Origin of the sequence: Mycetocola sp. CAN_C7, assembly GCF_015752285.1 — a bacterium.
Lineage (GTDB): Bacteria > Actinomycetota > Actinomycetes > Actinomycetales > Microbacteriaceae > Mycetocola_A.
Genome location: NZ_JADOUY010000004.1, coordinates 132,832 through 157,381, shown reverse-complemented (window position 1 = coordinate 157,381; position 24,550 = coordinate 132,832). Strand labels below are relative to the sequence as shown.

Annotated in this window: 24 protein-coding genes; 7 read left to right on the top strand and 17 right to left on the bottom strand. The window is 65.5% G+C overall.

The window, feature by feature from the left end; genetic code table 11:
• Positions 1-194: 194 nt before the first annotated feature.
• The 4 genes from IWX78_RS10145 to IWX78_RS10130 are packed head-to-tail and all read left to right on the top strand — an operon-like array spanning position 195 to position 4,196.
• Complete coding sequence (locus tag IWX78_RS10145) at positions 195-1,502, top strand: ABC transporter permease subunit (RefSeq protein ID WP_442929237.1); 1,308 nt, start codon at positions 195-197, stop codon at positions 1,500-1,502.
• A gap of 9 nt (positions 1,503-1,511) precedes the next feature.
• Positions 1,512-2,495 (top strand): branched-chain amino acid ABC transporter permease, encoded by a 984-nt coding sequence (locus IWX78_RS10140; protein WP_196833415.1) that lies wholly within the window; start codon positions 1,512-1,514, stop codon positions 2,493-2,495.
• A complete protein-coding gene (locus IWX78_RS10135) occupies positions 2,482-3,450 on the top strand; it encodes an ABC transporter ATP-binding protein (RefSeq protein ID WP_196833414.1) in 969 nt (322 codons plus the stop codon). The genes IWX78_RS10140 and IWX78_RS10135 overlap by 14 nt, the downstream gene beginning before the upstream one ends.
• Complete coding sequence (locus tag IWX78_RS10130; RefSeq protein ID WP_196833413.1) at positions 3,447-4,196, top strand: ABC transporter ATP-binding protein; 750 nt, start codon at positions 3,447-3,449, stop codon at positions 4,194-4,196. The genes IWX78_RS10135 and IWX78_RS10130 overlap by 4 nt, the downstream gene beginning before the upstream one ends.
• 63 nt (positions 4,197-4,259) lie before the next feature.
• Here IWX78_RS10130 and IWX78_RS10125 read toward each other — a convergent pair whose 3' ends face one another.
• Genes IWX78_RS10125 through IWX78_RS10110 form a run of 4 tightly spaced genes read right to left on the bottom strand, consistent with a single transcriptional unit; the run spans position 4,260 to position 10,568 of the window.
• Positions 4,260-7,364 carry a glycoside hydrolase family 2 TIM barrel-domain containing protein gene (locus IWX78_RS10125; protein WP_196833412.1) on the bottom strand — a complete coding sequence of 1,035 codons (3,105 nt, stop codon included), beginning with the start codon at positions 7,362-7,364 and terminating at the stop codon, positions 4,260-4,262.
• On the bottom strand, positions 7,361-8,293 hold the full coding sequence (locus IWX78_RS10120; RefSeq protein ID WP_334684677.1) for a carbohydrate ABC transporter permease: 933 nt from the start codon (positions 8,291-8,293) through the stop codon (positions 7,361-7,363). Before IWX78_RS10120 ends, IWX78_RS10125 begins: the two co-directional genes overlap by 4 nt.
• Entirely contained in the window at positions 8,290-9,231 is a 942-nt protein-coding gene (locus IWX78_RS10115; protein ID WP_196833411.1) for a carbohydrate ABC transporter permease, read from the bottom strand. Before IWX78_RS10115 ends, IWX78_RS10120 begins: the two co-directional genes overlap by 4 nt.
• On the bottom strand, positions 9,228-10,568 hold the full coding sequence (locus IWX78_RS10110) for an ABC transporter substrate-binding protein (RefSeq protein ID WP_196833410.1): 1,341 nt from the start codon (positions 10,566-10,568) through the stop codon (positions 9,228-9,230). Before IWX78_RS10110 ends, IWX78_RS10115 begins: the two co-directional genes overlap by 4 nt.
• A gap of 147 nt (positions 10,569-10,715) precedes the next feature.
• Here IWX78_RS10110 and IWX78_RS10105 point away from each other — a divergent pair, with 147 nt between their 5' ends.
• The gene (locus tag IWX78_RS10105; RefSeq protein WP_196833409.1) at positions 10,716-11,333 is read left to right on the top strand and encodes a TetR/AcrR family transcriptional regulator; all 618 of its coding nucleotides are present in this window, start codon (positions 10,716-10,718) and stop codon (positions 11,331-11,333) included.
• A gap of 61 nt (positions 11,334-11,394) precedes the next feature.
• Here IWX78_RS10105 and IWX78_RS10100 read toward each other — a convergent pair whose 3' ends face one another.
• The 3 genes from IWX78_RS10100 to groES all read right to left on the bottom strand — a co-directional run bounded on the left by IWX78_RS10100 (position 11,395) and on the right by groES (position 14,220).
• Entirely contained in the window at positions 11,395-12,675 is a 1,281-nt protein-coding gene (locus IWX78_RS10100; protein ID WP_196833408.1) for an ABC transporter substrate-binding protein, read from the bottom strand.
• A 150-nt stretch (positions 12,676-12,825) separates the two neighbouring features.
• Complete coding sequence (gene rarD, locus IWX78_RS10095) at positions 12,826-13,821, bottom strand: EamA family transporter RarD (RefSeq protein ID WP_442929236.1); 996 nt, start codon at positions 13,819-13,821, stop codon at positions 12,826-12,828.
• A gap of 102 nt (positions 13,822-13,923) precedes the next feature.
• Positions 13,924-14,220: a co-chaperone GroES gene (groES, locus tag IWX78_RS10090; protein ID WP_121672470.1), complete on the bottom strand. Its 297-nt coding sequence runs from the start codon at positions 14,218-14,220 to the stop codon at positions 13,924-13,926.
• A gap of 144 nt (positions 14,221-14,364) precedes the next feature.
• On the opposite strand from groES, the gene IWX78_RS10085 reads away from it, so the two are divergent.
• Together IWX78_RS10085 and IWX78_RS10080 are read left to right on the top strand one after the other, a co-directional pair.
• Complete coding sequence (locus IWX78_RS10085; RefSeq protein WP_196833407.1) at positions 14,365-15,552, top strand: class I SAM-dependent methyltransferase; 1,188 nt, start codon at positions 14,365-14,367, stop codon at positions 15,550-15,552.
• A 102-nt stretch (positions 15,553-15,654) separates the two neighbouring features.
• Positions 15,655-16,128: an SRPBCC family protein gene (locus IWX78_RS10080; RefSeq protein ID WP_196833406.1), complete on the top strand. Its 474-nt coding sequence runs from the start codon at positions 15,655-15,657 to the stop codon at positions 16,126-16,128.
• Between the two features lie 9 nt (positions 16,129-16,137).
• Here IWX78_RS10080 and IWX78_RS10075 read toward each other — a convergent pair whose 3' ends face one another.
• From IWX78_RS10075 to glmS, 10 genes are all read right to left on the bottom strand, one after another.
• On the bottom strand, positions 16,138-16,953 hold the full coding sequence (locus tag IWX78_RS10075; RefSeq protein ID WP_196833405.1) for a nitroreductase family protein: 816 nt from the start codon (positions 16,951-16,953) through the stop codon (positions 16,138-16,140).
• A gap of 3 nt (positions 16,954-16,956) precedes the next feature.
• Positions 16,957-17,286: a hypothetical protein gene (locus IWX78_RS10070; RefSeq protein WP_196833404.1), complete on the bottom strand. Its 330-nt coding sequence runs from the start codon at positions 17,284-17,286 to the stop codon at positions 16,957-16,959.
• A 13-nt stretch (positions 17,287-17,299) separates the two neighbouring features.
• Positions 17,300-18,319, bottom strand: a complete 1,020-nt coding sequence (locus IWX78_RS10065) for a hypothetical protein (protein WP_196833403.1) — start codon at positions 18,317-18,319, stop codon at positions 17,300-17,302.
• A gap of 78 nt (positions 18,320-18,397) precedes the next feature.
• A complete protein-coding gene (gene tsaD, locus IWX78_RS10060; protein ID WP_196833402.1) occupies positions 18,398-19,471 on the bottom strand; it encodes a tRNA (adenosine(37)-N6)-threonylcarbamoyltransferase complex transferase subunit TsaD in 1,074 nt (357 codons plus the stop codon).
• On the bottom strand, positions 19,468-19,956 hold the full coding sequence (rimI, locus tag IWX78_RS10055) for a ribosomal protein S18-alanine N-acetyltransferase (RefSeq protein ID WP_196833401.1): 489 nt from the start codon (positions 19,954-19,956) through the stop codon (positions 19,468-19,470). Before rimI ends, tsaD begins: the two co-directional genes overlap by 4 nt.
• Positions 19,953-20,570, bottom strand: a complete 618-nt coding sequence (tsaB, locus tag IWX78_RS10050) for a tRNA (adenosine(37)-N6)-threonylcarbamoyltransferase complex dimerization subunit type 1 TsaB (RefSeq protein WP_196833400.1) — start codon at positions 20,568-20,570, stop codon at positions 19,953-19,955. Before tsaB ends, rimI begins: the two co-directional genes overlap by 4 nt.
• Before the next feature lie 103 nt (positions 20,571-20,673).
• Positions 20,674-21,156 carry a tRNA (adenosine(37)-N6)-threonylcarbamoyltransferase complex ATPase subunit type 1 TsaE gene (gene tsaE / locus IWX78_RS10045; protein ID WP_442929235.1) on the bottom strand — a complete coding sequence of 161 codons (483 nt, stop codon included), beginning with the start codon at positions 21,154-21,156 and terminating at the stop codon, positions 20,674-20,676.
• Entirely contained in the window at positions 21,153-22,259 is a 1,107-nt protein-coding gene (gene alr, locus IWX78_RS10040; RefSeq protein WP_196833399.1) for an alanine racemase, read from the bottom strand. The genes tsaE and alr overlap by 4 nt, the downstream gene beginning before the upstream one ends.
• Positions 22,256-22,630, bottom strand: coding sequence for a holo-ACP synthase (locus tag IWX78_RS10035; RefSeq protein ID WP_196833398.1), 375 nt, complete (start codon positions 22,628-22,630; stop codon positions 22,256-22,258). Before IWX78_RS10035 ends, alr begins: the two co-directional genes overlap by 4 nt.
• Positions 22,631-22,692: 62 nt before the next feature.
• Positions 22,693-24,543, bottom strand: a complete 1,851-nt coding sequence (gene glmS / locus IWX78_RS10030) for a glutamine--fructose-6-phosphate transaminase (isomerizing) (protein WP_196833397.1) — start codon at positions 24,541-24,543, stop codon at positions 22,693-22,695.
• Positions 24,544-24,550 lie beyond the last annotated feature (7 nt).

Below are 24,550 nucleotides of genomic sequence, written 5' to 3'. Positions count from 1 at the left end.
GGTATTCAATGCTAACCGCAGAAAGGTAACGATTATGCCCTGAAGCTGGGCACATTGAGGTGAGGAATACCCATGTCCGAAACATGTAGGTCATAATCGGGTCGTATCGTCAAACAGAGCCGTTCGGCGAAAGTTCATCAGGAGACCTGGCGGTCCCTGCTCGAGGGACCTGGCGGTCCCGCACTGGAGGTGCAGTGAGTTCCCCTCATTCAGTCCAAGCCCCGCGCCGTGTGCGCACGATTCTGCTGTTCTTCGCGCTGTTGTTCGGTGCGCTGATACTGCAGACAGCGACAGCGGCTCCCGCTCAGGCTGACGAAGTCGGCGAGGAGTACGACTTCTACTTCGCCGGCAACGTGAAGTACGACAGCGAACCCCTCGAAGGCGTCAACATCACGGTCGACGGCAACGGCTACACGGCCGACGTCGACACGGATGCCGAAGGCAAGTGGAAGATCGGCGTTCCCGAGAAGGGGACGTACACGGTCACCCTCGACGAGGAGACCCTCCCAGACGGCGTGATCGTCGCTGAAGGTTCCGCCACAGTCGACGCCGAGATCGCACTCACGAACTCCAAGATCGTCAACTACTTCCTCGGTGAGGGGGTGCGCGTGACGGTGAGCTTCTGGGACCAGCTGGCCGAACGTGTGGTCAACGGTCTCAACTTCGGTCTGCTCCTCGCCCTGGCAGCGATCGGCGCCTCCCTCGTCTTCGGGACGACGGGGCTGTCGAACTTCGCCCACGGTGAGATGGTGACGTTCGGCGCCGTGATGGCACTGATGTTCACCGGTCTCCAATTCCCCATCTGGCTGGCGCTGATCGCAGCCGTGATCATGAGCGGAGTGTTCGGCCTCGTGCTCGACACCGGGCTGTGGAGACCTCTGCGCCGCAAGGGCATCGGCATCGTGCAGGTGATGATCGTCTCGATCGGCCTGTCGCTCCTGCTCCGCTACGTCTTCCTCTACTTCATCGGCGGTGGCACGTATCAGCTGCCAGGCGCAGGTGAGGCACGGATCACGTTGTTCGGGACCGTCGCCCTCTCGGTGACGGACATGATCAGCATGGGCACATCGATTGTCGTGCTCCTCGGCGTCGCGTGGTGGCTCGTGAACACCCGCACCGGAAAGGCGACCCGCGCGATCTCCGACAACCCGTCGCTCGCCGCCGCGAGTGGTATCGACGTCGACAAGGTCATCCGTATCGTCTGGATCCTCTCCGGCTCACTCGCCGGTCTCGCCGGCATCCTCTGGGCATACTTCCGCCCGGGTATCAAATGGGACATGGGCACCCAGATCCTGCTGCTCGTCTTCGGCGCCATCGTGCTCGGTGGTCTCGGAACGGCGTTCGGTGCCCTGATCGGTGCGATCATCGTCGGGCTCCTCGTCGAAGTGTCCACACTGTGGATTCCGTCCGACATCAAGTACGTGGGAGCGCTCGTCGTGCTCATCGCCGTGCTGATCGTCAAACCTCAGGGCATCCTGGGCCGCAAAGAGAGAATTGGATAGGAGGACGCCATGGACTGGGAATCAATTCTGTCGAACACCGCCTCCTGGCTGATCAGCCCGGAAACCATTGCATACGCATTGGCCGCCCTCGGACTCGCCGTCCACTTCGGATACGGCGGACTGCTCAACTTCGGTATGGCCGGCTTCATGGCGCTCGGCGCCTACGGCTACGCCATCTCGATCCTGACCTTCGGTCTGCCCTGGTGGGTCGGAATCATCGTCGGGATGCTGGCATCCGTCGTGTTCGCGTTCATCCTCGGTATTCCGACGCTGAGGCTGAGAGCCGACTATCTGGCCATCGTGACGATCGCGGCTGCTGAGATCGTCCGGCTGCTCTTCACCACGCAGGTCTTCGACTCGGTGACCAACTCGGCTGACGGACTCGGCAACTACCACGCCGGATTCCGCGCAGCGAACCCGTTCCCCGAGGGCACGTACGGCTTCGGCCCGTGGACGTACAACGCCAACGGCTGGTGGGTCCGGATCTTCGGAATCGGTCTGCTCATCGTCGCCGCGCTTCTCGTCTGGTTGCTGATGCGCAGCCCATGGGGTCGCGTTCTCAAGGGAATCCGTGAAGACGAGGACGCCGTGCGCGCGCTCGGCAAGAACGTCTTCGCATACAAGATGCAGGCGCTCGTCGTCGGTGGACTGTTCGGCGCTCTCGGCGGTGTGGTGTTCGCACTCCCGTCTGCCGTTGTGCCGAGTGTGTACGTGACGAGCCTGACCTTCTTCATCTGGACGATCCTCCTCCTCGGTGGAGCCGCGACGGTATTCGGTCCACTCCTCGGGGCGGTCATCTTCTGGGTGATCATGGGCTTCCTCTCCAACGTCCTTCCTGCCATGGCGTCGAGCGGTCTCCTGCCGTTCATGTCGACGACGCAGGCTGCGACACTCCGCTTCATCCTCGTCGGACTCGCCCTGATGCTCATCGTGATATTCAGACCACAGGGCATCCTCGGAAACAAGAAGGAGCTGACCTTTGTCAAGCAGTAACGCTTCCCCGGTCCGCCCGGTCAAGACAACGGGACTGCACGTCGGAGACGCCGCCCCCGGCGTCTCCAAGGTCGACCCGATCATCATCGCCGACAATGTCACCCGCACCTTCGGCGGGCTCACCGCGGTCGACGTCGAGCACCTCGAGATTCCGCGCGGGGCCATCACGGCCCTGATCGGACCGAACGGTGCAGGAAAGACGACCCTGTTCAACCTCCTCACCGGATTCGACAAGCCGGACACCGGCACCTGGACGTTCGACGGCAAACGACTCAACGGCGTCCCGGCGTTCAAGGTCGCCCGGATGGGTCAGGTCCGCACCTTCCAGCTCACCAAGGCGCTCGGGCTTCTCACCGTTCTCGAGAACATGAAGCTGGGTTCTCAGAAGCAGGCCGGGGAGAACATCCTCACCAGCCTGGTGAAGCCGCTGTGGCGCAAGCAGGAAGAGGAGATCGAAGAGCGCGCCATCGAGATCCTCGCCCGGTTCAAGCTCGACACCAAGAAGGACGACTTCGCTGCAAGCCTCTCGGGCGGACAGCGCAAGCTCCTCGAAATGGCCCGGGCGCTGATGAGCTCTCCGAAGCTGGTCATGCTCGACGAGCCGATGGCCGGGGTGAACCCGGCACTGACGCAGTCCCTGCTGGAGCACATCCTCAACCTCAAGGCCGAGGGCATGACCGTGCTCTTCGTCGAACACGACATGCACATGGTGCGGCACATCGCCGACTGGGTCGTCGTCATGGCCGAGGGGCGCGTCGTCGCCGAGGGCGACCCGGAGACGGTCATGCAGGACGCAGCGGTCATCGACGCGTACCTCGGCAGCCACCAGGACGTCGACCTCGGAGTGGTCACCGGACGGGTGTCCGGTGAGAAGACGGCCGAGGTCGACGAGCTTCTCGCCGAAATCGACGCCGAGCACACCGGCAACACAGCGAAAGACGAGGACGACAAGTGAGCGCAACGACCGCACCCGAAATCGTCGTCGAGGTCACAAACCTCACCGCCGGTTACCTGCCAGGGGTCAACATCCTCAACGAAGCCAACCTGGTCGCGGCCAAGGGCGAACTCATCGGAATCATCGGCCCGAACGGCGCGGGCAAGTCCACGCTGCTCAAGTCGATCTTCGGGCAGGTCAAGGTCCGCGGCGGCGAGATCAGGCTGAACGGTGAAGACATCACGGGGCTCAAGGCCGACAAGCTGGTATCCCGCGGGGTCGGCTTCGTTCCGCAGACGAACAACGTCTTCCCGAGCCTGACGATCGAGGAGAACCTGCAGATGGGTCTCTTCCAGAATCCGAAGATCTACGCACAGCGGCTCGAGTTCGTCACCGGGATCTTCGCCGAACTCGGCAAGCGGCTCAAACAGCGCGCCGGCTCCCTGTCCGGTGGCGAACGCCAGATGGTCGCCATGTCGCGCGCACTGATGATGGACCCGCATGTGCTGCTGCTCGATGAGCCAAGCGCCGGCCTGTCCCCCGTGCGTCAGGACGACGCGTTCCTGCGTGTGTCCGACATCAACAAGGCCGGGGTCACAACGATCATGGTCGAGCAGAACGCGAGGCGATGCCTGCAGATCTGTGACCGCGGGTATGTGCTCGACCAGGGCACGGACGCGTACACCGGCACCGGTCGCGAATTGCTCAACGACGAAAAGGTGATCGGTCTCTACCTCGGCACGCTCGGCCAGGGCGACGACGAATAGCCCGCACCGGGCACGACAACGATGCCCCGCAGGCCTGGCCTGCGGGGCATCGTTGGTGGAGTCTCAGGAACCGGAGTCTGCCCGGATCCGGAACTGCAGCGACCGGGCCTCCGGCCGGAGGATGAAGTCCGGCCAGACGTCGGGGCCGCAGGCGCGCGATCCGAGCCCGTGCTGCGCGGCATCCAGATAGAGGAAGGTCCTGTCGTTCACCGGCAGCTCGTGCGGGTGCGCTGATCGAGCCACCTGCTGGGCGGTGTGCCTGGCGAGGCTGAACCCCGGGCGCCGACCCTGGGAGTCCGGCACGGTCTCGATCCGGAGCCACGGCCCTCCGTCGACCGTCAGGCCGAGGTTGCGGAGGTCACTGCGGTGACCGCTCTCCTGCGGCCGTGCGTACGGAGTCACGAGGTCATCGATGTCGGACCGGTGACGGCCGACCACCGCGGACCGGAGACTGTCCGGGTACGATTCGCGGGGTCCGAGGCCGAACCAGTCGGCGGAGTCGACCCCGCCAGGCAGGTCGAAACGCACCCCGAGGCGGGGCCACACGATTCCCCACTCCCCGAGGGGAACCAGGTCGACACCCAACCACAGGTCTTCGCCGTCGAACTGCCAGTGCTCGACGAGTAGAACGGCGAGCCGGGCATCCGCCGCCGCGTATCGCGAGCGGATGGTGAGGGTACCCTCGCCCTGGGAGATCTCCTCCACCCGGCCGTCGAGCCTGTCGAGTCCTGCCGCTTCCCAGACGACCGCGGACGATGGGGCCGGTGTCCCGTCGCCGTTGTTCAACCAGGGATCGTCGAGGTCGTATGCTCCGCGTCCGCTTCCACGGTCGTTGTCGGTCGGTGCCCGCCACAGTTCGACCCGCGGGCCGTCGACGCGCTGGCCGGCCAGACTGGCGAGCCTGCCGTGCTCGAACACGGCAGCGCCGAGCGTGAGCGTGCTGCTGATCGGCTGGTACTCGGTCGGTGTCCCGGGGCGACGGGGGGTCTTGACCCGGTCCGGCGCCCCGAGCGACAGCTGCGCGGCGACGAGCGAGTGCCCGGCAGAAGCCCAGGCGGCGTCCGTGGCGAGCTGCGCCTCCACGGTGAGCCAGGTTTCGGCCCCGCCGGAGGTCGAGCCGAGTCCGTCGGGAGTGACCGGCAGATCGACCGTGTGGGTGGCACCAGGAACGAGGCTTTCACCGTCGACCTCGAACTCGCCGGATGCGACGACCTCTCCGTCTTCCTCGACCCTCCAGCGGAACACGAGGTCAGACGCGTCTGCCGAATGCCGCCGGTTGGTGATCGCGACGACCGGTGTCCCCGTGTCGTCACGGTGGAGCGCGAGTCGGATCGGGGAGACGATCTGCTTGTACTCGAACAGTCCGGGGCTCGGGGTGGAATCAGACAGCACCATGCCGTCCATCACGAAGTTTCCGTCGTGCACGACCTCGCCGAAGTCTCCGCCGTACCCGAAGTACTCGGTTCCGTCTGCTGTCGTCGTGCGGATGCCGTGATCGCGCCACTCCCAGACGAAACCGCCGTGCAGCCGCGGGTACCGGTCGACGAGGTCCTCGTACTGGTCGATCGCACCAGGTCCGTTGCCCATGGCGTGCACATACTCACAGAGCAGGAACGGCTTGGTCCGCTGGCGGGCCGATTCCGCCGCCGAGCAGCCGAGCAGGAGGCTGCGGGAGTCGTTCCGGCCGATGGCATCCGTCTCGGGTACCGAGGAGTACATCCGCGAATAGACATCCGTATACGCACCCGTGTAATCGCCCTCGTAGTGCACAGGACGCGAGCTGTCACGGGCATGCGCCCATGCAGACATGGCCGCGAGGTTCGAGCCGGTTCCAGCCTCGTTGCCCAGCGACCACATCACGATCGACGGGTGGTTCTTGTCACGTTCGATCGTGCGTTCCATGCGGTCGACGTATGCGTCCCGCCAGCGGGGGTCGTCGCTCGGGTTGTCCGCCCAGTCGTGGGCGACGAAGCCGTGCGTTTCGAGGTCGCATTCGAGCACGACCCAGAACCCCAGCTCGTCTGCGAGATCCAGGAGGCGCGGGTGCGGCGGGTAGTGGCTGGTCCTGATCGCGTTCACGTTGAACTGTTTCATCAGGATGAGGTCGTCCATGGCGAAGTCTTCATCGAAGACCCGACCGCGATCGGGGTGTGTCTCGTGCCTGTTCATGCCGTGGAAGACGACGCGGCGGCCGTTCACGAGAAACAGCCCGTCGGTGATCTCGACGGTTCGGAAGCCGAGCCGGAGCGAGATCGTCTCAGCGGCATTGGAGATCGTCGCGTCGTAGAGCACCGGCTTCTCGGCCGACCACGGTTCGACGTCGTCGATCAGGACGGATGCCACGTCCGACGCCGATTCCCAGGTCACGTCGACGCCGAGGGCAGGAACCGAGAGGGTGACCGGGTATGCGTCTGGTCCCGCAGTGACTTCGGTCTCGAGCCGACCGACCCCACGGTCGGTGGCGTCGCCCGAGAAACCCGCTCGCACCCAGACGTCGTGGATGCCGCCAACCGGTCTGGCCTGGAGGGTGACGTCACGGAAGATGCCGGGGAGCCACCACTGGTCCTGATCCTCGAGGTAGCTGGAAGCGGACCACTGGTGCACCCGAACGACCACGACATTCGAACCGGGGCGGACAGCATCCGTCACGTCGAATTCCTGGGCCAGGCGACTTCCGACGCCGACGCCGATCTCGATGCCGTTGATCCACACCTTGTATCGCGACTCGACACCGTCGAAGCGGAGCACGATGGCGGCAGCGTCAGACCAGGATTCCGGCAGATCGAAGGTTCGACGGTAGTCACCCGTCGGGTTGGCGTCCGGGACGTTCGGCGGGTCGGCGGGAAACGGGAATTGCACGTTGGTGTAGATCGGCAGGCCGTACCGGCCGTCCTGCTGCAGCACCCAGTGTGAGGGTACAGGCAGAGTGTCCCAATTGGCATCGTCGAAGTTCTCGCGTGCCACGTCCTCGACCGCCTCACCGTCAGGAAGCACTCCGCCTGCCCCCGGAGCGCCCGGCGCTCCACTGAGCAGGCGAAAACGCCAGTCCCCGTTGAGCGACTGCACCGGGGCGTCTGTGCGAAGCCACGATCGGGCGGGCGTGCGCCGACCGGAGCCTGGACCGGTGTCGGTGAGATAGGAGACGTTCGCTGATGTTGCTGGAGTCACGACTTGACTGATCCTTCGGTTAGGCCGCCGCGCCAGAAGCGCTGCAGCACGATCATGGCGATGCCGAGCGGAATGATCGACAGGAGCACACCGCCCGTGGTGAGTTCATAGAACTCGGGAAGCCGGTCGACCTGGCTCAACCAGTTGTTGAGGCCCAGGGTGATCGGGTAGAGGTCGGAGTCCGAGAGCATCACCAGCGGCAGGAAATAATTGTTCCAGATGCCGACGAGCTGGAAGAGGAACACGGTCACGAGCGCCGGGGTGAGAATCTTCAGTCCGATGGTGTGGAAGATCCGGATCTCCCCCGCACCGTCGATACGCGCCGCTTCGACGAGGGACGAATCCACCGTGGCCTGCGCATAGATGCGACAGAGGAACAGTCCGAACGGTGAGACGAGCGACGGGAGCAACACACTCCAGTAAGTGTTCGCGATGCCCATCTGGCTGAACAGGAGGAACAACGGCAGTGCCGTCGCCGTTCCCGGCACGAGGACGCCTCCGAGGATCGTTCCGAAGACGAGGTTGCGTCCTTTGAATTCGTACTTCGCCAGCGCATACCCGCCCGCTGCGGCGAAGTAGGTGGCAAGGAGCGCGCCCACCCCGGCATAGAGCACCGAGTTCGCGAACCAACGGACGAAGATGCCGTCGTCGTAGCTCAGCACCTGGCCGAGGTTCTCCCACAGCGAGATCGTCGGAGCGAACCAGAACCCGTAGGTGGAGAACAGGTCCTCCGTCGACTTCGTCGCCGCAACGACGACCCAGTACACGGGAACGAGGAAGTACAACGCCACGATCGTGAGGATGCCGGTGACGATGATCGTCGATGCGCGGTTCGTTCGGGTGCGCCTGCGCTTCGCTTGATCGTTCGCGTTCGTCGCCGACGGATCGACGGTCGTCTGCCGAGTGGACACGGTCGTCGGTGCGGTCATGACTTTTTCCTGTTCGTCAGTTTCAGGAAGGTAAAGGAGAGGGCGAAGGCGACGACAGCGATGAGCACGGCCTGGGCGGCGGCGACGTTGTAGTCGTTGTACGCGAACGCTGTCGTGTACGCGCTGAGGTTGGGCGTGTACTGGCTGTCGATGGCCGGGGCCACTGACTGCAATACCTGCGCCTCCGCGAACAGTTGCAGCGTGCCGATGATCGAGAACACGGTGGTGAGCAGCAGGGCCGGTCGGATCAACGGGAGCTGGATGCTGGTCGCGAACCGCAGGGTCGATGCACCGTCCACCTTCGCTGCTTCGTACAGTTCGACCGGGATCGACTTCAGTTGCGCGACGATGATGAGCATGTTGTAGCCGGTGTAACTCCACAGAACGATGTTCGCGATGGACCACAGCACGGTGTTCGCACCAAGGAAGTCCGGGGTCAGCCCGAACAGTCCGGCGATGTCGAACAGCGGTGAGAGCCCGGGAACATAGAGGAACGACCAGAGGATCGTGGCGATCACACCTGGGACTCCGTACGGCAGGAAGTACGCGGCCCGGAAGACTCCCGGCCATTTCGCCGAAGCGGACTCGAGCATGAGCGCGAGGACAGTGCAGAGCACGATCATCACGGGCACCTGAACCACACCGAACAACAGCATCCGGCCGATGGATGCCAGAAAGTTGCCGTCGGCGAGCGCCTGGGCGTAGTTGCTGAACCAGGCGAATTCGCTCGTCACGCCCTCTTCACCGAAGAGGCCTCGCCGAGTGACCTTCGTGAAACTCGAGCCGATCGCAACGACGATCGGGAGGAGGAAGGTGAGCACGAACAGCGCCAGGAACGGGGCGAGAAGCATCCACGGTGCGCGCGTCGTCGCTGCGATCCTGGCACCCCGTTTTGCGGCGGGGCGCTCGCCAGCGCGGCGTTCGATCGTCGAGGTCATGACTCCTCCTTGCGAATGCTGAGACCCTTGTTCTCGAAAGATTTCATGATGAGCTGCTCGGAGGTGGCGATCGAGTCGACCAGTGAGGTTCCGGATGCCTTGCGGCGGAAACCGTCGCTGAGGATGTTGAAGGACTGCTGGGTGGTCGGCCACCACGACCAGTCGGAGTTCTGCTGCTCGGTCGCCGGAACGAAGATTTCTTCGTTGTAGCGCTGTCCGCTGAAGAACTCGGACGGCTCTTCACGCTTCGAACCGATCACGTCGGGTGACGGCGACCAGCCGATTCCGCTGTTCTCGATCATGGCGTCGATGCCCTCCTGCGAGGTGGTCATCCACACCGCGAACTCGAGTGCTTCTTTCGGATGGGCGCTGTTGGCGAAGACAGCCGCGGTCGACCCGCCCAGGTAACTCGAGCCGAATCCGGTGTCTCCCCAGGTCGGCATCGGCGCGACCTCCCACTTGCCCGAGCCGTTGCTCACCCCCTCGATGAGGGCGTCGCCCCAGCTGGCCGTGACGACGGAGGCGATCTGGCCGTCCGCGGCCGCGGCGAACCACGCGGGCGAGTACGCCCCGTACCCGGTCTCGACGAGATCGTCGTCGATGGCGGCGTCGAAGAAGCGTGCGACGCCCAGGGTGGCTTCGTCGGTCATGTTGATCACCCAGCCGTCGTCGTCAGCGCGCAGCCAGTTCGCGCCGGCCTGCGTGGCGATGGCAGCGAAGAACGACGCGTCTGCGAGCGGGAAGCAGTCGATGTACGCGTCTGCCCCGCGTAGTTCGCGGGCGAGCGCAGCCCAGTCGTCCCAGGTCGACGGTGCGGATCCATCCACCGTCGCGAGAACCTCAGGCTGGTAGAACATCGCCATCGGACCGGAGTCCTGCGGGATGCCGTAGACACCGTCCACGTAGCTCACCTGGCTCCACAACGTCTGGTCGTACAGCGATGCGTACTCGTCAGCTCCGTACCGTGACAGGTCGACGAGGCCGTTCACCAGCATGAACTCGGGAATGGAGCGCATCTCGACCTGACCGATGTCCGGCCCTCCACCTGCGGCGAGCGCCGCATACAGCCGCTGGTATCCGCCGTCGTTTCCGCCGGGGATCCAGACGGCTTCGACCTGGACATTCGGATGCGAGGCGTTCCAGACGTCAGCGACCTTCTGGAGGTCCTTGAGCCAGGCCCAGTAGGTGAGGGTGATCTTCTCTCCACCGGCAGCCGGAGCAACCGTCGGAGCTGAATTGACCGAGACGGTGCCCGGTGTCGCGCATCCGGTGAGCACGGCGATGGCCGCGGTGCTCAACCCTGCGCCGAGGAGTTGGCGTCGTGTGAGTGGTGTCATGTGCCTTCACTTCGTCGTGGCGGAACAGTCGTATGCCGCCGCCAGGCGGTGGCATGCCCGGGGACCGGTTTTTCGACGCTAGCACAGACTTCGAGCAGATACTCGAATTTCGTCTCAGTCGGTCCCGACCGGCGGTACGCTGTCGCCATGAGCATGAACGAGGCTGGTGCGGCTCGCCGCGGACCGTACGCCAAATCGGCTGAACGCCGCCGCTCCATCGTCGCGGCCGCGCACACGGTCTTCGCCGCCCAGGGGTACAGGAGCGGCTCCCTCCAGGACGTCGCCGACCTCGTCGGCATGAGCCAGACGAGTCTCCTGCACTATTTCCCGAAGAAACAGGATCTGCTGTTCGCCGTCCTCAACTGGCGTGATTCGATCACGGGAGACGGCACGACTCCCCCTGACCTGGACGAGACATTCATCGATGCGGTGGTGCGGCAGGCCGCGTACAACGAGGAGTACCCGGGCGTGATGGAGCTCTACACCGTGCTCTGCGCCGAATCGCTGACCGCAGCCCACCCCGGTCGGGACTTCTTCGTCACCCGGTTCCACAATCTCCGCCGAGCTTACGTCGAGGTGTTCGAAGGGATGGAGCGAGACGGCCTCCTGCGACCCGGAGTCGATTCCAGCCGCGCCGCCGCATCCCTCGTCGCCCTCTGGGACGGCATCCAGACCCAGTGGCTCCTCGAGCCGGATGCGATCGACACTGCTGCGTGCCTGCGCGACTACCTGCAGTTGCTGACCCGCGACGCATCCGGGGCCTGACCACAATCCCGGTTAACGACAAGCAGGGCCACGGTTTCCCGTGGCCCTGCTTGTCATGTACTTAGTTCGCGATGCGCTCGTACGTGTTGTCTTCCAGGTACTGGAAGATACCGATGGTCGCTTCGGTCGGGTCACCGTTCTCATCGAACGTGATCGGGCCGGAGTTACCGTCGTAGTCAACGGTCGTACCCTCGTTGATCAGCTCAGCACATTCGGTGAACGTGCCGCACTTCTCACCTTCGCCCGCGCCGCCGGAAACTTCCTGCAGCTTCTCGGCGATGTCGGCGCCCTCGGTCGATCCGGCCACCATGGCAGCGAGAGCGATGAGAACAACGGCGTCGTAGGACTCGGCCGCGTAGCTGAAGTCCTTCAGCTCGTCGTTGCCTTCACCCTGCCAGAACTCCTGCAGCCGGTCGGTGAAGTCACCGAGCGAAGCAGTGTCGAGGCCCGGGAGCGTTCCCTTGGCGCCCGTGAGGGTGCCTGCCGGGAAATCGGCCGAGTAGTCAGCGAGGTTGCCGTCGACGAAGTACAGGTTCTCTGCCGGGTAACCGGAGAGAGCAGGAACGATCGTCTTCGTCTCCTCGAACGCGATCAGGGCGATCGCGTCGGGGTTGGCCGCTGTCAGCGCGCTGATCTGCGCGTCGAACGAGGTGTCACCGGTGTTGTATGACTGCTCCTCGACGACCTCGCCGCCAGCTGCCTCGAACGCTTCAGTGGTGAACTGGGCGAGGCCGGTTCCGTATGAGTCGTTCAGGTAGAGGATGCCAAGGGTTTCCTTGCCGTCTTCGGCGATGAGGTTACCGAGGACCTCGCCCTGCAGAACGTCGCTGGGAGCTGTTCGCCAGAACAGTCCGTTGTCGTCCCACGTGGTGAAGTCGGCCGACGTGTTCGCCGGGGAGAAGTTGATGACGCCTGCACCGGTGACCTCGTCGATGAACAGCTTCGTGACACCACTGGATGCCGCACCGATGATGGCCGAGACACCCGCCTGGAGCAGTCGCGGAACCTCGGTGGCGTATGCCTTGTTGTCGGTGTCGCCTGAGTCGCCGTACTCGACATCGATCTCGATGCCAAGGTCAGCGTCGTTGATCTCCTTGGCGGCGAGTCCGACACCTGCTTCTTCGGGCGGGCCGAGGAATGCCAGGTTTCCGGTCTGGGGCAGCTGCGTTCCGATCTTGAGGGTCAGGTCGCCTGCTGGCGGCTCGTTGCCCCCGCCGTCGCCTCCGCCTGGGGCCGAGCATCCGGTGAGAACCAGCGCGCTGGCTCCGAGGAATGCAAGCCCACTGAGAGTGGCTGTGCGGGTGCGTGAGCGGGAGGCCGTAGCCCGGGTGAAAACGCCCATGTTGCTCCTTGCTGTGTGTCGTATCCAAAGGACAGTGCTCTGTACTGTCGTTGTGCCAACCTATTCGAGCAACCGTCGGCGAACAATACATCCGGGTTACATCCGTGTAACAGGGGCGCAATCGTTACAGTCCGTGATCTTTTCCCGCGATCAGAGCCGCGACTGAGACGTTTTATTGCGCCGGAGCGCCGAGCGTCGCGCGCTGGCCGCCATATCGACCATCAGAACGACGAGGGCGATCCAGACCAGTCCGAACCCGATCCAGCGTTCGATCGGCATCTCTTCACGCAGCACCAGCACTCCGACGAGAAACTGAATGACCGGAGCGAAGAACTGGATGAACCCCATCCAGACGAGCGGAAGCCGTCTCGATGCCGAAGCGAAGAACAGCAGGGGAACGGCGGTGACGACCCCGGTACCGATGAGAAGTGCCGTGTGCCATGGCCCGATGGTGCCGATCGTCAGGCCGCTGGTGACTCCGACGATGACGAGTTGCACGACGGCCACCGGCAACAGCCACGCCGTTTCGAGTGTGAGCCCGGCGACGGCATCCACTCGCTGACCGACCCGCTTCTTGATGTAGCCGTAGAAGCCGAACGAGAAGGCGAGGATGAGGGCGATCCAAGGCACGCCGTTCGCACCGATGGCGAGGACGAGAACGGCGACGATGCTGATGCCGACCGAGATCCACTGGATCAGGCGCAACCGTTCGCGCAGGAAGAAGACGCCGAGGAACACGGTGACGATCGGATTGATGAAGTAGCCGAGCGCCGCCTCGACCACCTGGTCGCTGAGCACGCCGTAGACGTAGGTCTGCCAGTTGACGAAGATCAATGCGCCGGCGAGCGCCATGGTGAAACTGATCCGCGGGGTGAGGAACAGCCGGATGAACGGCTTCCACGCCCGGGTGACGGTGAGCAGGAGGGCGCAGAAGATCAGGGAGAAGATCACCCGGGCGGCGACCAGCTCGAACGGCCCCGTTGGCGCCAGGAGCAGGAAGTAGAGCGGCAGGCCACCCCAGAGGGTATATGCGGTCACAGCGGATGCCAGTCCCGCGCGATTCAGACGGGCGGGTTCCTGGTCGGCTGCGACCGCGACACCGCCGGTAACGACATCGAGATCGGCGGGGTCAGAGGCGGCAGGCACCCGTCGATGCTACTCGCTGTGCCCCATGCTCCCGTCGGTTAAACGGACGAATCCCGGATGGTTTCCGCCATCCGGGATTCGTTCGCGTAAAACGTGCGGTCCTTAGCGGACCACCACAGCGAGAACGTCGCGAGCCGAGAGAACCAGGTAGTCCTGGCCGTCGAACTTCACTTCGGTTCCGCCGTACTTGGAGTAGATGACCTTGTCGCCGACGGCGACGTCGAGCGGAACGCGGTTGCCGTTGTCGTCGATGCGGCCGGGGCCTACTGCTTCGACGACGCCCTCCTGGGGCTTCTCCTTGGCGGTGTCAGGGATGACGAGACCTGAAGCAGTTGTCTGCTCGGCGTCGACCTGCTTGATGACGATGCGATCCTCGAGCGGCTTGATGGAGACCGACACGGTTGACCTCTTTCTGAACTAAGACTTGAGTTAGCACCCTCACATCGAGAGTGCTAACGCCAGTCTAGGCATCCGCTGGCACTCTCGCAACGTGAGTGCCAATCGGGCGACCGCCGGGGTGGCAGCGCTTGGTAGGTTTGCGGGATGGAAAGAGCCGAGCTCCTCGCGTTGCTGACACCGGACGGCCTGACCCTCCTCGACGATGTCTCCGGTTCCGACACCGGCGGAGACCCCGTCGCCGCCGTGTCCCGGCTCCGTGCGGCCGGCCACTCCCCCGCCCTCGTCGCTGCCGTCCTCACCCAGGCTCGCCTGCGAGTGAAGGCACGTTCCAAGTTCGGGGACTTCGCATCGCGGATGCTGTTCACCGAAGCCGGTCTCGAACAGGCGACCAGGCTGCGCGTCGCCGCGCTCCACGCCGGCCGTTTCGAGCGCGCCGGACTCACGAACGTCGCCGACCTCGGCTGCGGGATCGGCGGGGACGCCATGGCGTTCGCTGCACTGGGGCTCCAGGTCACCGCCGTCGATGTGGACGAGGTGACCGCGACGGTGGCGAGCTACAACCTCGCCCCGTTCGAATCGTCGAGCGTCGAGCATCGGGCGGCGGAAGACGTCGATCTGACCCGATTCGACGCTCTCTATTTCGACCCGGCGAGACGCACGGCCGGCCACGCCAACACGTCGCGGCTGACCAGGTACGCCGATTACACCCCCTCACTCGACCTGGTCTTCGAGGCCGCAGCGACCCGGCCGACCGGGGTCAAGCTCGGGCCCGGCTTTGACCGCGACCTGATCCCCGATGAGGCCGAAGCGCAGTGGGTAAGCGTCGACGGGCAGGTGGTCGAGCTCGGGCTCTGGTTCGGCGCACTCGCCCGGATCGGCATCCGGCGGTCTGCCCTCGTTCTCGATGCTGCCGGAAGTCACGAGATGCACGCAGCGGCAGACAGTGAGGACGTCGACGGCGGCCCGCTCGGCGCGTATCTCTGGGAGCCGGACGGCGCTGTGATTCGGGCGCGGCTGATCGGCGATGTCGCGCGCTCGCTCGACGCCCGCATGCTCAGCGACGGCATCGCATACCTGACCGGCGACAGGGAGGGGACGACTCCGTTCGCGACCGGGTTCCGGGTGCTCGAGCGTTTCGCGCTCGACGAACGAACGCTCAAGCGCGAACTCCGCTCACGCGGAATCGGCACGCTCGAGGTCAAGAAACGCGGAGCAGACATCGACCCGGCGGCGTTCCGCACCCGCATGGGTCTCAAGGGCCCGAACAGCGCCACTCTCGTGCTCACGCGGGTCGATGGAAGGCACGCCGCTCTGCTCTGCGAACGGCTGTGACAATCCCTGTCACGCCCGGGGGCCGCGTCGCAACCCCCTCGACAGCGGATCGTGCCCGTGATGGGCTGAGGACCCATCCACTACGAGAGAGAAGGATGCCCCATGGCTACCGTCCACTCCGATATCGACGTCTCAGTACCGATCTCCACCGCTTACAACCAGTGGACCCAGTTCGAGTCGTTCCCACAGTTCCTCAGCGGCATCGACGAGGTCGTCCAGACCACGGACACCTCGACCCACTGGAAGGTCTCCATCGCCGGGATCAACCGCGAGTTCGACGCCGAGATCACCGAGCAGAACCCCGACGAGCGGATCGCCTGGAAGAGCACGGGCGGCGAAGACCACGCCGGTGTCGTCACCTTCCACCGCCTCAGCGACGCCGAGACCCGCATCTCTGTGCAGCTCGACTGGAAGCCACAGGGCCTCGTCGAAAAGGCCGGCGCCCTGCTGCAGGTCGACGACATCCAGATCGGTCACGACCTCAAGAAGTTCAAGAAACTGATCGAGTCGAACGGCTTCGAAACCGGCGCATGGCGAGGCAACGTCGACCGGGAGCCGGACGCGACCGGTCGCTGACCACTGGTCTCAGGCCGGGTCGGATGCTCCCTGCGGGGTGTCCCACCCGGCCTGAGGCGTTTCACAGGTGCCACGGAAGACGTACTGAGACGGGAGCTTGCGCTCGTGGCTCGACCAGTCGATCGCTGGGCGCCGTTGCTCGGGCGGAAGATAGCCGAGCCGGTAGACCGCCATGAGTTCGAGGCTGTCGGGAACCTGCAGGAGGGCCTCGATCTTCGCCCAGTTGCCAGGCACCTCCATGGGGAACGACACGAACTGGATGCCCATCCCGAGTTCCGCGGTGGCCAGCCACACGTTCTCCATCGCCGCGCCCATGCTGAACACCGAGTAGAACGACGAGAGCTCCCCCGGCCGATACTCCGCCCGGTCGAGCATCACTCCGATCAGCAGGGGTGACCCTGCCACGAGTTTGCGGTTTTCTTCGCCGAGCTTCTGCGGAACTCGCATCGTGTTCATGAGTTTCTGGCCGCGCGAGGTGAAGACCTGGCTCGTGAACGGCCGCAGGGCGGCGGGCAGACGATCGAAGAGCATCCCGTCACGTCTCGTCGCCATCTCTTCGGCGCTGAATCGGAAGTACGGTTTGTAGCGCTCGAAGAACGTGCCGTTCGACATGGCTTCGGTCATGCTCTCACCACTGATCGCAGCGATCTGTTCGATGGTCGATTTTTCTTCGACGATCACGAAGCGCCACGGCTGGCTGTTCAACTGCGACGGTGCACGGCCGGCGAGTTCCATGAGGAGCCGCTGGTGCTCTTCGCTGACCGGGTCGGGGAGAAACGGACCGTTGGTCGTTTTCCTTCGACGAACGACGTCGAGAAATTCCACGTGCTACCTCCAGGCTTTGATGAGGCTCGCCACGAAGAACGGTGCGGCGCTGAGAGCCGTTCCGATGTGCCGACGCGAGTGCGAGCTGATGGCGGGAATGAGGATGAGCGGAACCGCGGCGGGGAGCAGCAGCCAGCCGGCCCGGTTGCGGCTCCAGAACAGCGAGCTGGTTGCCGCGCCGGCCAGCGTCGCGGTGGAAATGTACAGGGCATGGTGCACCCAGTGAGCTCGCCCTGTCGTGAGCGTTCCCGTGGCGACGGCTGTACCGAGAACGCAGTTCGCCAGGTAACTGGTGGTGGCGGCCGTGAACAGCACGGCGGGTTTCACGGGCACGACGGACTCTTCGCTACGACGCGGTCAGCGCGAGCCAGGTGACCACGCTGTACACCAGCCAGCCGACAGAGAGGACAAGGCCGACGAAGCCGGTGACGATGGCGGCGAGCGCAGTCCCTGCGGCCTGGGGCTCACGCGCTCTGGCAAGGAATCCGAGCACGATTGCGACGATGGCAAGCGGAAGAGTCCAGCCGAAGATGATGCCACCGATGACGCCGATGACGCCGAGCACCAGACCCGTTGTTGCCCTCCTCGACGCGGGTTTCGCTGGAGCAGCGGCGGCGAGCGGCGGCATCCCGTAGGTCTGGGCGTAGCCCGGGGCGGACGCCGCCGGCGGCTGGCCGTACGCCGCCGGAGCCTGCGAGCCGTACTGCGGCGGAGCCTGCTGCCCGGAAGGCGGCGGGGCCTGCTGCCCCTGCGTGCCGAATGCGGGCGGAGTCTGGTAACCGGAGGCCGGGGGAACCTGGTAGCCGGAGGCCGGTGGAGCCTGTCTGGCCTGCGGCGGCGGTGCCTGCTGGCCGTACTGCGGCGGAGCCTGCTGGCCACTCTGCGGCGGAGCCTGCTGGCCGGAGGCCGGAGGGCGCTGCTGGCCGGAAGCCGGCGGTGACTGCTGGCCATACCGCGGCGGAGCCTGCTGGCCGTACCGCGGCGGAGCCTGCTGACCGGCTGCTGGCTGGGGGTGCTGACCGAATCCGGGGTTGCTCGGCGGCGCGAAGCTGGACGAGGACGGCCCGGAGGGCTGGGGCACAGGCGACGGGGGGCCGGAGGACGGGGGCACAGGCGGCGCATGCCTGGCCTGGCCGTAGGGGTTGGGTGGCGGGCTGGCTGTGCCGGAGTATCCGGTGTTTCCTCTCGGCCGTTCTCCACTCGACTCGCTGCCGGCCGGTCGTTCACTCTCAGCCGGGGATACGATCCCGGTGGGAGGCGTCGTTTCGTCTGGGGAGCGTGGCGCGTCGGGGTGCACAGGACTCTCGGCCTGCGGTGGAAGCGGGGGACGCGCTGGGAGGTTCTCGGGAAGCCCGGAATTCGACATGACTGAAACACTACCCCGGAGGCGAACCCGGAGGCCGCTCCCCCGTCGGTCGAGCGACCGCGCGTTGCCAGTGACGCCTCAGCGCACCTGGATCTCGGTCACCGGCAGCGTCGAATCCGCCGAAAAATTCAGGGTGGACGGTTCGTGCCCTGCCATGATGAGTTGCGCTCCGAGTTCGGCGATCATCGCGCCGTTGTCGGTGCAGAGCGAGAGCGGTGGGATGCGGAGGGCAACGCCAGCGGCCGCGGCCCGCTGGGTTGCGAGTTCTCTCACCCGCGCGTTCGCGACGACTCCTCCTCCGAGGAGTAGTCGGGGAACACCGTGGTCAGCGCACGCTGCGAGTGCTTTCGTCAGCAGGACGTCGGCGACCGCTTCACGGAAACTGGCCGCGACATCCGCCACCGGCACTTCGTTGCCGAGGTCTTCCTGCTTCTCGACCCATCGGGCGACCGCGGTCTTGAGCCCGGAGAAGGAGAAGTCGTAGCGATGGCGGACGAGGTCCTTCGGAAGACTGAGCCCGCGCGGAAAACGGATCGCTGTCGGATCGCCGGTCGCGGCGAGCCTGTCGATCTCCGGGCCGCCCGGGTACGGAAGCCCGAGCAGGCGGGCGACCTTGTCGAATGCTTCACCGGCCGCGTCGTCGATGGTCTCGCCGAGCAGTTCGACGTCGCTGACGAGGTCACGGACGAGCAGGAGTGACGTGTGACCGCCGGACACGAGGAGGGCGATCGTCGGGTAGTCGAACGGGGTCCCTGATTCGTCGAGGATGTCGGCGCCGACGTGACCGACGAGGTGATTCACGGCGTAGATCGGCTTGTCGAGCGCAACCGCAAGAGCCTTTGCTGCACCGACCCCGACCATGAGCGCACCGGACAGGCCGGGCCCGCTGGTCACAGCGATGGCATCGAGTTCATCGAGGGTCACCCCTGCCTCATCGACGGCTGCGTTCAGCGCCGGAAGGAGCGCTTCGAGGTGGGCGCGCGCTGCGACCTCGGGTACGACGCCGCCGTACCGCGCATGCTGATCCATCGACGATGCGATGGTGTTGCTGAGGAGTGTCTTCCCACGGACGATGCCGATTCCGGTCTCGTCGCACGAGGTCTCGATGCCGAGAACGAGCGGGGCACCACTGTGTGTTCCCGGTGCGCTCATGAGACACCCACCGCTGGCCCCTGACGGGTGAGTTCGAGCTTCATGACGATCGCATCGACGTCATCGGGCTGGTAGTACCCCGGACGCACGCCGATCGACTCGAATCCGAGTGAGCGATAGAGCGCCTGCGCGCCGTCGTTGTCTGCCCTGACCTCGAGGAAGACTTCGCGAACACCCTCGGCCCTCGCGGTCCGGAGCATGGCGTGCATCAGCACCCGCCCGAGCCCCATCCGCCTCACATCCGGCGCAACCGCGAGCGTCTGGATGTCGGCTTCCGTTGCCAGCTGCGGTGCCAGCATCCCGCCGTAGCCCTGCACGATGTCTGGCGCGCCGAGCGCCGTCGCCACCACGTAATGGGTGTGAGCCGATTCGAGTTCGCTGCGCATCGCAGATTCGGACCAGGCGTCTGTCGCGAAGACGGAATTCTCGATCTGCATGATGTGGGACAGGTCGGAGACGGTGGCAGCGCGCAGTTTCCAGGTCATCCCGTCACCCGCTTCCTGGTCGACATGCTCACGTCAGGCGAGCGAAGGTAGAGCGGTTCGTCGGCGGCGAAGGACGCCCCGGCCGCCCAGGTGAGTTCGGCGAGCATCCCCAGTGCGCCGGACGAGACCCCGACGGCGTCGAGACGCACCGCTGACGCGACCGGCACGTCGTCGGGCCTGGCGAGCCCGGGGCCGGTGATACGGACCGGCAGACCGCTCGGGTCCGCGCCCGAATATGCCGACCAGTAGAGCTCGCGCCTGCGGGCATCTGTGGTGAGAAGGAGATCTCCGCTGTTTCCCTCGCGATACCAGGCGAAGGCGATGGCGTCGTGGCTGACGAGAGGCACAACGGGTTTTCCTGCGCCGAACGCGAAGGCGCGGGCCGCCGCGATACCGATGCGGAGTCCGGTGAACGGGCCAGGACCCATCCCGCACGCCACCGCAGACAGGTCGCCCACCTCGACGCCTGCGTCGGCAATGGCATCCCTGAGAAGCGCCCCGACGACCTCGGCATGGCCCATCGTGTCGGCGACGCTGAGTTCTGAGAGGATCCCGCCGTCGCGATCCACGACGGCAACGGACGTGCCGATGGAGGAATCGATGGCGAGAAGCACGGATCAAGCCTACGCGGTCGCCGGCGTGGGCTTGATCCTCCGAGAGAGGACCGGTTCTCTCAGCGCCGGCAGTCGCGGAGCGACGAACCGGCAGACGGACTGGTCAGGACCCGTGGCGGAAAATGCGGACGCGACGCGGCTCATCGGTCACGTCGCTGTCGGCGGCATCCGTCCCAGCGGACTCGGACGCTCCTGTTGGACGCTCGATTTCGACGTCGAGCCAGGCCGATGCCACGGCGTCGATGAGGCTCCGCCCCCACTCGACGATGACGACGCTGCCGGCGAAGTCGATGTCGAGATCGTCGAGCTCGATCGGTTCGCTCAGCCGGTAGGCGTCGACGTGTACGAGCGGAGGTCCGCCGACGAGGCTGGGGTGGGTGCGGGCGAGCACGAAGGTCGGGCTGGTGACCGGCCCGCGGACGCCAAGCCCCTCGCCGATTCCCCTCGTCAGTGTCGTCTTGCCCGCGCCAAGCGGTCCGGTGAGCACGAGCAGGTCACCGGCAGTGAGATCGCGGCCCAGTCGCACCCCGAAGTCATGCATGTCGTCTGCGGTGTGAATCACAACGTCGACCGGGGAGTCGATCACACCGGATACCGCCTCTGCACACGGGAGCCGATGCGTGTCACGATCTCGTAGTTGATCGTCCCCGCCGCCGTCGCCCAGTCGCTGGCGGAGGCCACACCGACAGCCGGGTCCCCGAAGACGACGACCTCGTCGCCGACAGCGACGGCACAGTTGCCGACATCGACGACGAACTGATCCATGGCGATCCTGCCTGCGACCCGGAAGTGGTGGCCGCCGATCGACACGATCCCTGCCCCTGATGCCTGGCGCGGGATGCCGTCAGCGTACCCGAGCGGGACGAGCACAAGGGTCGACTCGTCCGTCGTGCGGTAGGTGTAGTCGTACGACACGCCACTTCCTGCGGCGACCCGCCGTACGGCGGCGACCTGGGCGGACAGTGTCATCACCGGCGTGAGCCCGAGAGCGGCAGAGCTCCGGTCGTCGAACGGCGACAGGCCGTACATGCCGATGCCGATCCGCACGGTGTTGAAGCGGGTGTCAGGCATGTCGATCGCCGCCGCCGTCGCTGCGAGGTGGACGAGGTCGGGTGTCAGCCCTGCGGCGTCGGCGAGCGCGAGCCCGCGGGTGAAGACCCCGAGCGCCGCCCTGTCATCCGTCGCTGAGGCGTTCGACAGATGCGAGAAGATCCCCCGCACCGCGATCTTCCCCGCGCGTTCGAGTTCACTGGCGTGGGCGAACGTGGCCTCCCAGTCGGCTTCGGCTATGCCGTTGCGGCTGAGGCCGGTGTCGAGCTTGAGGTGGACCTGCGCGGTGGCAGGTCCTGCGGCATCCGCGATCTCGGCGAGCTGCGCCGCCGAAGACACACCGAGGTCGATGGATCCGGCGAGAGCAGCGGCGAAGTCTGCTCCAGCAGGGTGGAGCCAGCAGAGAAGGGGCGCGTCGATCCCCGCTGCGCGCAACGCGAGTGCTTCGTCGATGTCTGCGGTCCCGAGCCAGTCCGCTCCTCCGGCAAGTGCTGCGCGCGCGACCGGGACGGCGCCGTGACCGTAGGCGTCTGCCTTCACCACGGCGATGACGTGCGGCGTCCCGATTATCGCGCGCAGGTGCCGGATGTTCGCGGTCACCGCGTCGAGGTCGATCTGCGCCTGCCGGAAGCCGGTCATGACCCTCCCGCCTGTGCGTCTGCCCGCTCAGCGACGACGAAAGCAATCGCAGCCCCTGCGTCGTGACTCATCGACAGGTGGAGCGACGTGATGCCGCGGGCGGCGACGACGTCGGCGGTCTGCCCGCTGAGGTCGAACCGGGGGTCGCCCTCAGCGCTGTTCGACACCGTGATGTCGAGCCAGCGCACGCCGTCTGAGCTTCCGAGCGCCTTGATGAGCGCCTCTTTTGCGGCGAAGCGGCCGGCCAGGGAGCGCAGCGGCTTGTCCCGTTCGCTCTCGGCGAACAGGCGATCGCGAAGCTTCGGGGTTCGATCGACCGCGCGCTCGAATCGCGCGAGGTCGACGAGGTCAACTCCGATGCCGACGATCACACTGCTCTCCTCTCCCTCACGGGAGTGCGACGATGCCTACTCGACCGTGCTACTCGACCGTGCTACTCGACCGTGACGGACTTCGCCAGGTTGCGCGGCTGATCGACGTCGAGGCCCTTGGCGCTGGCCAGCTCCATCGCGAAGATCTGCAACGGGATGACGGCGAGCAGCGGCTCGAACAGCGGCGCGGCCAGCGGGATGCGGATGACCACGTCGGTGAACGGGAGCACCGATGCGTCTCCCTCTTCCGCGATCGCGATCACCTTGGCGCCGCGGGCGCGGATCTCCTGGATGTTCGACACGACCTTCGAATGGATGGTCGCCGAGCCGCGTGGGCTCGGCACGACGACGAAGACCGGCTGTCCGGGCTCGATCAGGGCGATCGGACCGTGCTTGAGCTCACCTGCTGCGAAACCCTCGGCGTGAATGTACGCGAGTTCCTTGAGCTTGAGCGCTCCTTCGAGCGCGATCGGGAATCCGACGTGGCGACCGAGGAAGAGCACGGCGCGGGAGTCGCTCATCCAGCGTGCCAGCTGGGTGACGACATCCTTCTCACCCAGGATCGTCCGGATCTTCGCGGGGATGTCGAGAAGCTCGCGGGACTGCTCGGCGAGCACAGCGGGCGCCTGGGCGCCACGGACGCGAGCGAGGTGGAGCGCGAAGAGGTAGAGCGCCGTGATCTGCGCGACGAACGCCTTCGTCGACGCCACGGCGACCTCTGGTCCTGCGTGGGTGTAGACGACGGCATCGGACTCACGGGGAATCGTTGCACCCTGCGTGTTGCAGATCGACAGGGTCTTCGCCCCGGCGTCACTCGCGTACTTCACGGCCATGAGGGTGTCCATCGTCTCGCCTGACTGGCTGATCGACACGACGAGCGTCTGCGGGGTGATGACGGGCTCACGGTAACGGAACTCGTGGCTGAGCTCGACGTCGACCGGGATGCCTGCCCACTTCTCCAGGGCGTACTTTCCGACCTGCCCGGCGTACGACGCCGTTCCGCACGCCACGACGACGATGCGGTTGATGTCGGCGAACAGCTCGTCGAGACCGCTGAGCTCGGGGATGACGACCTGGCCGTCTGCGTCGATGCGACCGCGCAGGGTGTTGGCGACGGCATCCGGTTCCTCGTCGATCTCCTTGGCCATGAAGCTGGACCAGCCACCCTTCTCGGCAGCGCTGGCATCCCACTGGATCTCGAACGGCTCGACTTCGACGGCTGCGCCGAAGAAGTCGGTGACGTCGACGGCGTCAGGGGTGATCGAGACGATCTGGTCCTGGCCGATGGCGAGGGCCTTGTGGGTGTACTCGACGAACGCGGCGACGTCAGACGCGAGGAAGTTCTCACCGTCTCCGAGTCCGATCACGAGCGGAGAGTTGCGGCGGGCACCGACGACTACTCCCGGTTCGTTCTCGTGCACGGCGAGGAGGGTGAACGCGCCCTCGAGGCGGGCGACGACGCGCTGGAAGGCTTCGCGCAGGTTCTGGGTCTCGCGGTATTCCCTGCCGAGGAGCACGGCGGCGACCTCGGAGTCGGTCTCGCTGATGAAGCTGAAGCCGTCAGCGAGCAGTTCTTTCTTCAGCGGCGCGAAGTTCTCGATGATGCCGTTGTGGATGAGTGCGAGCTTGCCGTCGTCGCCGAGGTGCGGGTGGGCGTTCTGGTCGGTGGGGGCACCGTGGGTCGCCCACCTGGTGTGGCCGATGCCGGTGTGGCTGACCTGCATGGCGCTCGCTTTCACGTCGCCGGCGAGCACGGCGAGCTTGCCGGCACGCTTGCGGGTGCGCATCGCGCCCGATTCGTCGATGACGGCGACACCGGCGGAGTCATAGCCGCGATACTCCAGTCGACCGAGACCGCTGAGAAGGACATTGATGCTGTCGTTGTTGCCAACGTAACCGACGATTCCACACATGGGCTCA